Annotated in this window: 12 protein-coding genes; 7 read left to right on the top strand and 5 right to left on the bottom strand. The window is 60.5% G+C overall.

Annotated elements, in window-relative coordinates; genetic code table 11:
* Positions 1 to 13 precede the first annotated feature (13 nt).
* The 5 genes from P8S53_RS18120 to P8S53_RS18140 form a co-directional block, all read right to left on the bottom strand.
* Positions 14 to 472 (bottom strand): hypothetical protein, encoded by a 459-nt coding sequence (locus P8S53_RS18120; RefSeq protein ID WP_277807236.1) that lies wholly within the window; start codon positions 470 to 472, stop codon positions 14 to 16.
* Between the two features lie 309 nt (positions 473 to 781).
* Positions 782 to 2,356 (bottom strand): ABC transporter permease, encoded by a 1,575-nt coding sequence (locus P8S53_RS18125; RefSeq protein ID WP_277807237.1) that lies wholly within the window; start codon positions 2,354 to 2,356, stop codon positions 782 to 784.
* Positions 2,346 to 3,119, bottom strand: a complete 774-nt coding sequence (locus tag P8S53_RS18130) for an ABC transporter ATP-binding protein (protein ID WP_277807238.1) — start codon at positions 3,117 to 3,119, stop codon at positions 2,346 to 2,348. Before P8S53_RS18130 ends, P8S53_RS18125 begins: the two co-directional genes overlap by 11 nt.
* Positions 3,119 to 4,090: an ABC transporter substrate-binding protein gene (locus P8S53_RS18135; RefSeq protein WP_277807239.1), complete on the bottom strand. Its 972-nt coding sequence runs from the start codon at positions 4,088 to 4,090 to the stop codon at positions 3,119 to 3,121. Before P8S53_RS18135 ends, P8S53_RS18130 begins: the two co-directional genes overlap by 1 nt.
* Positions 4,091 to 4,121: 31 nt before the next feature.
* Complete coding sequence (locus tag P8S53_RS18140) at positions 4,122 to 4,859, bottom strand: 5-formyltetrahydrofolate cyclo-ligase (RefSeq protein ID WP_277807240.1); 738 nt, start codon at positions 4,857 to 4,859, stop codon at positions 4,122 to 4,124.
* An 88-nt stretch (positions 4,860 to 4,947) separates the two neighbouring features.
* Here P8S53_RS18140 and P8S53_RS18145 point away from each other — a divergent pair, with 88 nt between their 5' ends.
* The 7 genes from P8S53_RS18145 to P8S53_RS18175 all read left to right on the top strand — a co-directional run bounded on the left by P8S53_RS18145 (position 4,948) and on the right by P8S53_RS18175 (position 13,059).
* Positions 4,948 to 5,799 (top strand): MurR/RpiR family transcriptional regulator, encoded by an 852-nt coding sequence (locus P8S53_RS18145; RefSeq protein WP_277807241.1) that lies wholly within the window; start codon positions 4,948 to 4,950, stop codon positions 5,797 to 5,799.
* Positions 5,800 to 5,941: 142 nt separating this feature from the next.
* Positions 5,942 to 6,883, top strand: a complete 942-nt coding sequence (locus P8S53_RS18150) for a LysR family transcriptional regulator (protein ID WP_277807242.1) — start codon at positions 5,942 to 5,944, stop codon at positions 6,881 to 6,883.
* 137 nt (positions 6,884 to 7,020) lie between these two features.
* Entirely contained in the window at positions 7,021 to 7,851 is an 831-nt protein-coding gene (locus P8S53_RS18155; protein ID WP_277807243.1) for a 5-formyltetrahydrofolate cyclo-ligase, read from the top strand.
* Positions 7,852 to 8,015: 164 nt separating this feature from the next.
* Positions 8,016 to 9,134 (top strand): BMP family ABC transporter substrate-binding protein, encoded by a 1,119-nt coding sequence (locus P8S53_RS18160; RefSeq protein ID WP_277807244.1) that lies wholly within the window; start codon positions 8,016 to 8,018, stop codon positions 9,132 to 9,134.
* A 330-nt stretch (positions 9,135 to 9,464) separates the two neighbouring features.
* Positions 9,465 to 10,526, top strand: coding sequence for an ABC transporter permease (locus P8S53_RS18165; RefSeq protein WP_277807245.1), 1,062 nt, complete (start codon positions 9,465 to 9,467; stop codon positions 10,524 to 10,526).
* Positions 10,523 to 11,455 carry an ABC transporter permease gene (locus tag P8S53_RS18170; protein ID WP_277807246.1) on the top strand — a complete coding sequence of 311 codons (933 nt, stop codon included), beginning with the start codon at positions 10,523 to 10,525 and terminating at the stop codon, positions 11,453 to 11,455. Before P8S53_RS18165 ends, P8S53_RS18170 begins: the two co-directional genes overlap by 4 nt.
* 17 nt (positions 11,456 to 11,472) lie before the next feature.
* Positions 11,473 to 13,059, top strand: a complete 1,587-nt coding sequence (locus tag P8S53_RS18175) for an ABC transporter ATP-binding protein (RefSeq protein WP_277807247.1) — start codon at positions 11,473 to 11,475, stop codon at positions 13,057 to 13,059.
* Positions 13,060 to 13,128 lie beyond the last annotated feature (69 nt).

The raw sequence follows: 13,128 nt of genomic DNA on the forward strand, positions 1-13,128 counted from the left end.
CACTGACCGGCGCTTAGAATATTTCGCCGGTGCAGTCGAAACTATAGGTGATCTGCATGCCATCTGGCCGCGCGTCCAGCGCCTCTGCCGATCCGGGGCGCAGGGTCAGCGTTCCGGTGGCCCCTTCGGGACCTGCATCAATCTCGCCCATCTCGCCCAGTGATTTGTAGCGGGCATATCTTTGGCCGCTAAGGATGTGTGCATCGGTAAATGACAGTTCAACGCTGGAGAGATCCGAGAAGTCGATGCTGTCAAGCGTGCCTGCACCCTTAAAGCCAAGCCTTAGCCGCACGCCCTCGGACCGCGGGACCAGCATGAAATCATCACCGGAGAATCCGCACAGCGCCTCTGAAACAGAGGCACTTCCCGAGTTCCAGGTTAATTGACCGGCATGGGATGCCTCGCTGATGGCGGGGGTAGTCGCGGCCACAAAGATCGCCACAATCAATGCGTGCTTCTTGAACGTCGTCATGGAATCCTCTCCCATAGTTCATATTTCAGGCGAAAGACGTGCCGAGCCTCTCGTTACGTTGTTTCATCGCGTCGGGGGAGGTAACACAGACAGCAGCCGCGCTCCCCCTATGTTTGAAGGGGGCTGCGCTTTTCGTCTTTTATTTTCACCAGCCTATCCCGACAGACGGGATGCCCTGACAGGGGATATGATTAGCTGTTTTCATACGCTGGCAGGTGAAATTTAAGCCCCTTGGTGTGGTTCTAAGCGATCAGGCATCGATCACAGCTTGCGGCTGCCCCGTCATCACCGCAGGACGCCGCTGCGCCATCATTCCGTCGCAGCCATTCCCATACGGGCCAGAACGCGGCGTTCAACGGCCAGAACACCCTGATAGAAAACGACAGAGATCAGCACCGAAACTGCCGCCACGGTCCAGATCATGTTGAAATCCAGATATCCGCGCGACTGGTTCAACAGGTTGCCAAGCCCGCGCCCTGTAGCCAACCATTCCGCGATCATCACCCCCAGTAGCGCGCGCGGGGCTGTCAGGCGCATGGCGGCAAAGACATAAGGAACCGACGCGGGGATGGCGACAAGGCGCAACTCGGCCCACGCGCTTGCACCGTAGGCGCGGGGCAGTTCCACCGCTGCGCGCGGCACAAGCGAAAGCCCCTGCGCCATCATCACATAGGCCGGAAAGAACGTGACCGAGATGGTGACCCACAGTGTCAGCGACGTGCCGCGCCCCAGTATCAACACCAGCAGCGGGGTCAGCGCGACAAGCGGCATGGTCTGGGTGATAAGGGCGATCGGCATGAAGCCACGCGTGAATTCAGGCATGATGCGCGATGACACGGCCAGCGCAAAGGCAAAGCCCATGCCCAGCACCATGCCCGCGAATGTAATGGGCAGGGTTTCGGCCAAAGCCCCCAGCAGCCGACTTTGGGCCGTGACGCTGGTGTCACTTAGAAACAGGTAGTGAATCACATCCCAAGGGGTTTTGCCCAGCATGGAAGGGACATTCAGAACCCGCAGAAAGGCCCACCACACCGCAAATGGCAGCGCAACGGACCCAAGAAGCAACGCGGTGCGCTGCCACATTGAGCCGGGGTCAAGATGCAAGGCTGGCGGTGCTGCGGGGTTCAGGGAGACCGCGCGACTGGCGCCCACAAGCCGCGCCGACAGCAGCGCAAAGCCAATATAGCTTAGCCCCGCGATAAGGGTGGCCATAAGCCCGATCCCCCATATCCGCGCTGGCTCTGCGCGACCAAGCGATCCCAGCAGGTAGGTTCCCAGCCCCCAGCGCCCGCCGCCGCCGAATTCCGCAAGGATTGCCCCCAATACGGCAGCAGGGGCCGCGACGCGAAACCCCGACAGGATCGCGGGCAGCGCACCGCGCAACTGCACGCGCCACAACACCTGCCACCGGCCCCCGCCATAGGCGCGCACCAGATCTGCCGCGCGGCTGTCATGCTGGCTTAGCCCGATCACTGTGGCGCTCATGGTCACGAAATAGACGCCAAGGGCTGCCAGCGTGATACGCGGGGCCATACCGGACAGGGTCAGCGCAAGGATCGGCGCAATGGCAATGGGCGGCAGTGCAAAGATCGCGATGTTCAGCCCGCGCGTAAGCCGCAGCAAGACCGGAAAGATGACAAACAGGATGCCCGCCGTGATGGCAAGCGCATTGCCAATCACAAACCCGCTGGCAGACGCTGAAAGTGTCGCCCAGATATGGCCGGGGTAATCGGCCCAATCCACCCACAGGCGCAGCAAAATAGCACTCAGGGCAGGCAAGGCCCCACCTGCAACCAGTTTGAACTGTCCGACCAGTTCCCAAAGTGCAATCAACACCAGCGTATTGCGCAGGCCGGGGTGGCGGCGCCACAGGTCAGCCCCCATGCAGCACCTTTGCAATATGATCACACTGGGCATGGAATTCCGGCTGGCCGAACAGTTCCCCCCCGCGCGGACGTGGGAAAGGAATGTCAATCACTTCGGCAATACGCCCCGGTGCGGACTGCATGACGACAACGCGATCAGCCAGAAACACGGCTTCATCAATGCCATGCGTGACCAGCAGGGTTGTTGCGCCGGTTTCGGCCCAGATGCGCTGCAATTCGATATTCATCTGGCGGCGCAAAATTTGGTCCAGCGCGCCAAACGGTTCATCCATGAACAGCACTTGCGGGCGGGTGACCAGCGCGCGGGCAATCGCCACGCGCTGGCGCATGCCACCCGACAATTCACCCGGCAATGCGTTCTCATACCCTTTCAGGCCCACCAGCGCGATCAGTTGGGCAATATCATCGCGGTAACCCGCCACATTGCGCCCCAACACTTCCAGCGGCAGGGCAATATTGCTGGCTACATTGCGCCACGGCAGAAGCGCGGAATCCTGAAAGGCAACGCCAGTCACGCCGGCCGCAGCGGCTTGATGCGGGCTTTGTCCGCCAATGGTGACACTGCCGCAATCAGCCGGTTCCAGCCCCAGCAAGATGCGCAGCGCTGTGGATTTCCCACACCCCGACGGCCCGATCAGGGCGGTGAAAGACCCTTGCCCACAGTTAAGCGTGACATCGCGCAGCGCCTCGACATCCGTGCCGCGCCCGCGATAGGTCTTGCCGATCGCTGTCAGCGAAATTCCGGCGGGCGCGGCGGTCATCAGATTTCCTCTAGCAAAGTGGTGTCGAACATGTCGCGGGTTCCATTGATCCCGACACGCGCAAGGGCTTCAAGATTTGCGTCGATCCCGTCTTCGGTCATTGCCATGTAACCTGCGGGCGACTCCATCAGCGGTTGCTGGGCGTGGTTGAAGAACAGCTCATTCTCCAGACTGCGCCCGGTTCCGGCAAACCAGCTGTCCATCCAGCGCGGTGGCCACAGATCGGGGTCCGCAAAATTCTCGACCCAGCCGCGACGTGACGCGCGCAGCCAGCCCACCAGTTCCGCGCGTTTGGTGCGCAGGGTTTCTTCGGTCACGACCACTGTGTCGTTATAGATCGTGAAGCCGAAATCATACAGAAGGAACGACACCGCCTCTTCGCCCATGGTTTCAATCGTGTAGGGAACATTGGTTGTAAAATCCAGGCTGGCGTCGATTTCCCCGCGAATAAGGGGCGTGGGATCATAGGAATAGGGCACGATATTGACCTGTGATCGATCAATCCCGTTGATCGCCAGCATGGCCTCGACCGAAATCGTGTTTACGGGGGGCACCGCAATCGTCTTGCCGATCATGTCTTGCGGGGTCAGGATCGGGGACTTGGCAAGGCTGACGATGCCGATGGGGTTTTTCTGGTATTGCGCCCCGATGATCTTGAATGGCGCGCCCTGTTCGACAATCGCCTTGATGGTTGTGTCCGGCGTGGTCAGTGACAAGTCGGCACGCCCTGCAATGATCGAACTTTCGGGAATAACATCGGGGCCGCCGGGCAGATAGGTCAGATCAAGGCCTTCTTCAGTGTAATAACCCTGATCCAGACCAATGAAATAGCCTGCGAATTCGGCATCATTGATCCATGCCGACTGCATGGTGAACGGGGTGTTTGCCCGCGCATGACGCGGCATGAATGGCAGTGCGGCCGCACCTGCGCTTGCGCCCAGAAAGTGACGACGGTTCATCTGGAGTCTCATGGCAGTCTCTCCTGTTGGTGAGGGGGAAGGCTTAGGCAAGGCCCTGAATGCGCTGCAATTCCTGCAAGGGCGGGGTCTCATTTATCTGGCGCGGGTCAAGCAGGGGCCATTTGACGCCGTGTGGCCGCTTTGCGCGGCGCTGCACTTCATGCAACCCGCCGGGCGTGGCGATCCAGTCCACCAGAATATCGGTTTCAGACGGGATCAGTTTTTCCTGCACCATCTGGCATTCATGCACGACAGCCACAACCGGCGTGCTTTCATCAACAAGGCCCAGATCGGTGAACATGCCCCATTCAAGATCGAAGAACCCGTGGCCCTTGCCAAAGCGCACCCCGTCGACCGACACCGCCGATGCGCCTGTAACCATGAAATCAAACCGGCCCCGACGCGCGATTTCTTCAAGTGTTATGGGGCGGGCGAAATGCTCCATCCCGTCCAGCCATGCGGCGTAAAGCTCGGCCCCCGCAGGCACCATGCCCGGTTCCATCAGCAAAAAGCCGCGATAAATGCCATAGGTGGACATCACAAAAGGTTTGCCCGCCGCGATCATGCGTCGGCGCAGATCGACAAGGCAATTATCCGGGGTGATGAAGGCAAATTCTGTTGCCTGATAGGCCGGAAGCTGAACAAGATTTGCCGTTGCGGCCTCTGACCCTTCGAAATCGGGAATAACTTCTGCAAAGTTAAGGTGAAAGCGTGTATCCGGTCTGGCGACATCGCGCAGTTTCGACCATATTTGTTGCCGGATGATTTTGGACTTGGACACGGGCCGCTCCTGTTTCATTGTTTCATAATACTGAAACTGCTGTTTCAGAATCGCAAGGAAAATCTGTGCGGGAAAGCGAGATGCAGGTATGGCAACACGGCTAACGCTTAGAATTCAGGAACGTATGTCACGCCTGACCCCGTCAGAGGCTAAAATTGCGGCAGTGCTGCTTGAGAATCATGCGTTTTTGGAAACGCATACCGCAACGGAACTGGCCGGTCTTGCCGGTGTCTCCAAGGCGTCGGCTGCGCGTTTCTTCCGCACGCTGGGCTACGCTGATTTTGACGAAGCGCGCAATCAGGCCCGCGAGGAACGCAACCGCACCCAGCCTTATGCCTATTCCATCGCAACCGATGACAGGGTCGTTCTGGGCCGGACGCTGGGCGAGCATCTGGAACTGGAACTTACCAACCTGCGCCGAAGTTTCGAGGAATTGCGCCCCGATCTTCTGCGCGACGCGGCCCAGCTTCTGGCCGATGCGCCGCGTGTCTGGTGTCTGGGGTTTGGTATGGAAGAAGGCCCCGCGCGCATGGCCCGGCTGATGCTGTCGAAACTGCGGCCAAATGTTAATCTGTTGGGCGTTCATTCCGGTTCATGGGCGGAAGATCTGGCCATGACAGGCCCGCGCGATGCGCTGATCCTGTGCTCGCTCCCACCGCGACCGCGTGCACTTTCGGCACTGACAACATATGCACGCACAACGCGCATGAACATCATAACTCTGTGCGAGCATGCGTTTATTCCACAAGCGCAACGCTTCTCGCGTGTCATTTTGCCTTGCCATGTCGCGTCTTACGGGCAGGTCCCCACACATGCGACCATGACAAGCATGCTCAGATTGCTGGCCATTGCCTTGCATGGCCAGATCGGGGATGCCGCCAGCCAGCGCAGTATCCTTATCAACGACATTGACGAAGAACTTGACCTGTATGACCTGTGACGCGGGGGCGTACAAATGGGGCTGGTTGCATCATCGTTGCCCTGACCGCACAATGTGTGGCGCATGACCGAGAACAGACGCAACCCGCATGCGGACGCGAAAGCCGGGGCCAAGGATCATCCGCCACCAAGGAGAGCACAGGTTGAGCAAGCAGATTGATACGCGCCAGCTTCGGGTATTGCAGGCCTTGCTGGAGGAATGCAGCATCACGCGCGCTGCAAAAATTCTGGACCAGTCGCAACCACATGTCAGCCTGACCCTGCGCAAGCTGCGCGACACAATCGGCGATCCGATCCTTGTGCGCAGCGGTGCCAAAATGGTGCTGACCGAACGCGGCCTTGCGCTGCGCGGCCATGTCCGCGCAGTCCTTGACGGGATCGACAAGATTATCGGCAGTCCGGACCACTTTGACCCCGCGACATCAACCAAGGCGTTCCGCATCGCTTCTGCAGATTGTATGGAAGCGATCTTTCTGCCGCCGCTGATCCAGCGCCTGCGGCAGGCGGCCCCCGAATCACGCGTGATCGTGCGCGGCATTGATGCAGGTTTTGATTATGCGGGAGCGTTGGAACGTGATGAACTGGACGCTGTGATCTGCAACTGGCCGGGTGCGCCAAGCCATCTGAAGACCGCGCATCTGATGACCGAAGACATCTTTTGCCTGATGGGCGCGCAGCACCCGCTGGCCGGACGCGCGCGGCTGACGATTGATGAATATCTTGCGGCGGGGCATATCGCGCCGGTCGCGCTGTCCCGCGCGGACCCAGGACCGATCGACATGCAACTGGCCCAGCACGGATTGCGGCGAAATATTCATACAATGGTCGCCGAATTCAACCTTATTCCGCATGTCCTGATGGGCACTGATCTTATTTTCACCTCCAGTGCCCGTTTTTCAGGCTATTTCAGTTCACTTATGCCGCTGTGCAGTATCGCGGCCCCGCATGAAGTCGGATCACTGCGATTCTATCTGCTTTGGCACGAACGCGCGCAGTCAGACGCCCGCAATATATGGCTGCGCAGCCAGATTTCGGGTGTTGCACGGTCGCTGGGCACCACCCAGACCAAAGCGGCCACACTATAACGATTTATATATATACAATGTAACAAACCGCCTGCTTGTGGCGAAAAAATGACGTGGTAGCGTTTGCAAACAGGCCCAGAACGGGCCGCCTGTCGCCCCATCCCGGGGGACGGGACCATGCACAAACCAGGACGCTCATGTCGCATTCGACCTTGAACTCTACACTTGAATCCACCCAAGCGGAAAAGGCGGGCCGCTGGTCCGGCCGCAACACGGATAAAGACCGCCTGCGCGCCGAAATCTGGGAAGGACTGGAGGCCAGCGGCCTGAATATCGGCCCCGTCTGGAGTCGCATTCCCAACTGGGTGGGTGCCGAGCAGGCAGCCAAACGGCTGTCGGAACTCGACATCTGGAAACACGCCAAAGTGGTGAAATGCAACCCCGACCCGCCGCAAATTCCGGTGCGGTTGCGCGCGCTTTATGACGGCAAGCAGCTTTACATGCCTGTCCCAGAGTTCGGGTCTGGCGAATTGCCATGGGTATTGCTGGACCCCGAAAAACTGGCACGCGATGGTGTGCAGTTTGAATTGGCCGCCACATCGCAAGGCGCGGTCAGCGTTGGCCAAAAGCTGGGTTTTGAGGATATGCAGCCGCTGGATCTGGCCATCTGTGGCTGTGTCGCGGTGACACGGGCAGGCGGGCGCACGGGCAAGGGCGGTGGTTTCGCCGATCTGGAACTCGGGCTGTTCCGCGATCTGGGCAAGATCACGGCCGACACGCCAATCGTGACCACGGTGCATTCCAGCATGGTGGTTGATGATGCGCGCCTGCCGGTGCTGGCACATGATTCCCTGCTGAACTGGATCGTGACCGAAAAGGACGCGATCCCGACCACCCCGAAAGGCCACCAACCCGGTGGCGTTGTCTGGGACATGGTGCAGCCCGACCAGATGGCGGACATCTGGTTTCTGAAAGCGTTGAAAGACAAGATACTGGCCACAAGGGCCAAATCAGACCCCGACGCCTAGCGCAGGTGGGTCAGGGCCGGTTCGCGCCGGTGGGAGGACGAGAAAACGGGTCGCGCGGTTGTAGCCGCGCCGCCCTATACCGGCGGATCAGGAGGACCGCCGCCTGTGACAATTACGAAGACCGCCAAATGAATGACGGTCCTCACCCAACAGATGGAGTGAACATGTCCTTTAACCTGACCTCTCACCGGCTTTCGCGTCGTGGTGTCCTGCGCACCGGCGCTGCCGCCCTTGCCGCCACCCTGCTGCCTGCGCGGGCCTTGCTGGCCCAGACCCCGCTGGTCATCGGTGCCGTTTATGTTGGCCCGCGCGACGATTTCGGCTGGAACCAGTCCCACGCCGCCGCAATGAACATCCTGCGCGATGTGCCGGGTGTCACTGTCGTTGAGGAAGAAAACGTCGCCGAAACCAACGCCGTCACCCAGACAATGGAATCCATGATCAACCTTGAAGGGGCGAACCTTATTCTGGCCACGTCCTTTGGGTATTATTCGCCCTTTGTCGTTGAAACGGCGGCAAAATACCCCGATGTGCAGTTCCGCCACTGCGCGCCGCTGTGGAATCCTGAAACCGACCCTGCGAATGCAGGCAGCTATTTCAGCTACCTTAATCAGGCGCATTATGTGAATGGTGTGGCGGCGGGTCTGTCCAGCCCGACGGGCCTTCTGGGTTTTGTCGCGGCGAAACCGGTGCAAACTGTGCTGTCGAATGTGAACTCTTTCCTGTTGGGCGCACGTTCGGTGAACCCAGATGCACGCGTCAGGGTCATATTCACCGGCGAATGGTCCATGCCCGTCCGAGAGGCAGAGGCCACCAATGCCCTGATCGACGCAGGCTGCGATGTGATCGGCTGCCATGTGGACGGCCCCAAAGTGGTGATTGAAACCGCCGAAGCGCGGGGCGTGCGAACCTGTGGCCATAATGCCGACCTGTCGCCACTGGCCCCCAACGGTTTTATCACCGGCGCAGAAAGCAAGTGGGAAACTGTCTATACCTCCTATGCCGAGGCGCTGGCGGCGGGCGATACACCGCCGAACCTGATCTCGGGCGGGTATCACAACGACATGCTGCGCAACACGGCCTTCGGTGCGGGTGCCACACCAGAAGCGATTGCGGCCGCCGAGGCCGCGATTGCGGGGCTGAAGGATGGTAAGCCGGTCTATGTCGGCCCGCTGAAGGACAATCGCGGCAATCTGGTGATCACAGCGACCATGGATAACTATGCCCCCGAACTGGAATCGATGGATTACCTGCTGGAAGGTATCATAGGGTCCACAACCTGAGGGTATTGCGGGCAGTGCTGAGCATCCTTCAGCCTGCCCCCTTTCGGTGACAAACTGTGCACAAATGGGCCGAATGGCGGGGAATTGTGGTTCATGATCGGCCCACCCAGTTCTTCGGCTTCTCCGTAGAATTGCAAGGCGGTAGGCTGGCCGCACTGCGCCTGCCCCTGTCTGGCCCTTATCTGACCGCTATCTGCCGGATTTGTCCTGCGATCCCTGCGATCTGTCGGGGGTGGGGCGCCATAAGTCCCTTTGCCATCATCCATTCCCGCGCCTGCCCCGCGCCTGCCTTGTCGCCACACCCACCTGTTTGACCGCACCGGAATATTCATGCTGAACATACGCGTTTTAGAATCTGTCATCATCCCAGTGTTGGCGCTGCTGGCTTCTGCGCTGATATTCTCGGTCTTTTTGCTGGCGCTTGGCAAAAGCCCCGTCACCTTTTTCTCGCTGGTCTGGACGGGCGGGTTTTCGTCTTGGTTTTCCATCCAGAACGCCTTGCAACGCGCGGCACCCCTTATCCTGACAGGACTGGCCTTTGCGATACCCGCGCGCATCGGGTTGACGCTGTTGGGGGCCGAAGGGGCGGTGGTAATTGGCGGGTTTTCTGCCGCCGCCGTGGCAATCCCGCTGGTGTCGGCGGGGCTGCCCGCAGCAGTGGTGTGGCCGGTCATGGCCATCGCGGCAATGGGTGTTGGCGCGGTCTGGGTGGGGCTTGCGGGCTGGCTGAAACACCATCGCGGGGTGAATGAAACGATCTCGTCGTTGTTGCTGACCTATATCGCCATAGCACTTGTCAGCTTCCTGATCGAAGGGCCGTTCCGCGACCCCGGTTCGGCCAACAAACCCTCGACCATGCCACTGGGCAGCGATTACCGCATTGGCGGAATGTTCGACAGTTCGGTGCATTGGGGGCTGGCGGCGGGGCTGGTGCTGGCACTGGTGCTTTGGGTGGTGATGTCGCGCACAACCTTCGGCTTCGCGGCGCGCATGACAGGCGGCAACCTGCGCGCCGCGCAGGGTCAGGGGCTGCCGGTGGGGCGGCTGCTGGTCGCGTGTTGCGCCATCGCTGGGGCCTGTGCGGGTGTCGTCGGTTTTTTTGAAATCGCCGCGATCCATGGACAGGCCAATGCATCATTGGCGGCAGGTTATGGGTTTACCGGCATCCTTGTTGCGTTTCTGGCGCGGCACAATCCGCTGGCAGTCGTGCCTGTGGCCATTCTGTTCGGCGCGCTGGATGCATCGGGCGGGCTGATACAGCGGCGCATGGAAATGCCCGATGCCACGATGCTGGTGCTGCAAGGGATCATCTTCATCGTGCTGTTGATCAGCGACACATTGCACGGACGCCTGCCCTTGCTGACCCACCCCCAGACCGGAGCGCGGACATGACCCAGGCAGAACCCCTCGCGAGTTTTCTGATCGTGTTCTATGCCTTGCTGGGCGGCGCAATCCGCGTCTCTACACCGTTTCTGTTTGTGGCCCTCGGCGAATGCCTGACCGAAAAATCCGGGCGCATCAATCTTGGGCTGGAAGGCAACCTGATCCTTGGTGCGATGACCGGCTATGCCGTGTCCTTTAACACCGGATCGGCGTGGATCGGCGTGCTGGCGGCGGGCGGGGTCGGCGTGGTGTTGGGCGTGGCGCATGGCTGGATATGCAAACTGCCGAAGGTCAATGACATCGCGGTTGGGCTGGCCTTTATGGGGTTGGGCACGGGGTTGGCGTTCTTCTTCGGCAAACCCTATATCCAGCCCACAGCCCCGCGCCTGACATCGGTGCCGCTGGGGGACTGGTCGGACAGCCCGCAGGTGCAACAGGCGCTACAGGTCAACCCGCTGTTTTTCATCGGGATTGTGCTGGCAGTTTTCCTATGGTGGATGCTGCGCAACACCCGCTGGGGGCTGATCATCCGGGTGACCGGCGATTCTGCGGCATCCGCCCGCGCCATGGGGGTGAATGTGAACGGCGTGCGCATTCTGACCACAGCGGCGGGCGGGGCGCTTGCCGGCATCGGCGGGGCGTTTTTGTCACTGTCCTATCCCGGCAGCTGGAATGAGGGGTTATCCTCGGGCCAAGGGTTGATGGCGGTGGCGCTGGTCATCTTCGCGCGGTGGAACCCGCTGCGTTGCGTGCTGGCGGCACTGTTGTTCGGGGCGGCAGGCGCGCTTGGGCCATCGCTTCAGTCCATCGGGGTCAGTTCCGGCTATCACTTCTTCAACGCGGCCCCGTATATCCTTACGCTGGTGATCATGATCGCCTCTGCCCGGTCCAGATCGGCTGCGATCGAAGCGCCACGCGAATTGTCGATCATCAAATAGCAAAAAGGACGGCCAGAATGACACATGCCAAGCTGTCCCACAGCACATTGCGCACCGGGCCACGTTCCGGCGGGGCAATGTCGCTGGCGACCACGCGCATGACAAAAACCTTCGGTGCGCTGCGCGCGCTGGATGATGTGTCGCTGAACGTCGCGGCGGGGTCATTTCATGCCCTGCTGGGGGAAAACGGCGCGGGCAAATCCACGCTTGTCAAATGCATCATGGGCTTTCACGCGCCCGATACCGGTGAAATCCTGCTGGGCGGTGCGCCCGTGGCCATCACCAGCCCCCGGCAGGCGCAGATGCGCGGCATTGGTATGGTCTATCAGCACTTCACGCTGGTGCCCTGCCTGACGGCAGCCGAAAACCTTGTCATTTCCCGCCCCGACGCGCCCGGCATCATCCACTGGCGCACGGAATTGCTGCGGCTGGAGGAATTTATGGACCGCATGCCCTTTCGCGTGAAACTGGACCGGCATGTGGCCGATCTGTCGGCGGGCGAACGGCAGAAACTGGAAATACTGAAACTTCTGTATCTGGACCAGCGCGTGCTGATCCTGGATGAACCGACATCGGTGATGACCCCTGCCGAGGCGGATGAAGTCCTGACACTGCTTGGCGGCATGGCGCGGCGGGGCGAAATCACGGTGCTGATGATTTCGCATAAGTTCCGCGAAGTGACGGCATTCTGCGACAGCTTCACCGTGCTGCGGCGCGGGCGGGTTTCAGGCAGCGGCTGCGCACAGGGCACCACCATCGCAGATATGAGCCGCATGATGATCGGCGAAACCCAGCTGCGCGCACGCGCGCCGCGCCATGCGCAGCCCAAGGCGCACACTGAACCCCGCCTGACACTGGACGCCATCAGCGCGGATGACCAGACCGGCCGCCGCGTGGTGGATGAATTGTCGCTGGATATTTTCCCCGGTGAAATTATCGGTATCGCCGGGGTGTCGGGCAACGGGCAAAGTGCGCTGGTCGAAGTCCTGTCCGGGCAACGGCCGCTTTCTGGCGGGCGGCTGTTGATCGGGGGCAAACCCTTTGCACCCCGGCGCGCCGATCTTGACCGCTACAAGGTGTTCGGGCTGCCGGAAGAACCGATGCGCAACGCCGTCGTGCCGCGTATGTCCGTAGCGGAAAACATGGCCTTTCGCAGTTTTGACAAACCGCCCGTGGCGAACCGCTTCGGGCTGATTTCGCCATCGCGGATGCGGGACATCGCAGGTGGGCTGATCCGGCGCTACAACGTGCAGACCCCGTCTGCCGATGCGCCGGTTGAAACACTGTCGGGTGGCAATGTGCAGCGCGCGGTGCTGGCGCGCGAATTGTCGGGCGATGTGGCTGTGCTGATCGTGGCCAACCCCTGCTTCGGGCTGGATTTCGCATCAGTCGCCGAAATACGCGCGCAGATCATGGAACAACGCAACCGGGGCGCGGCAGTGCTGCTGGTAAGCGAGGATCTGGACGAGGTGTTAGAACTGGCCGACCGCGTGGCGGTTATGTCGGAAGGCAAGCTTGGGCCTGTGGTTCAGGCGGATGCAACCGACCGCGACCAGATTGGCCGCCAGATGGGCGGTGCAGAAGATCTGGCAGGCCGCATGTGATACCGCCACGACATCAGTCCTGCCACTCAAGGCACGGGCTTTGGGATGTTGGCCAAACTCCAAATAGCG

It is taken from the genome of Roseinatronobacter sp. S2 (genome assembly GCF_029581395.1).
Lineage (GTDB): Bacteria > Pseudomonadota > Alphaproteobacteria > Rhodobacterales > Rhodobacteraceae > Roseinatronobacter.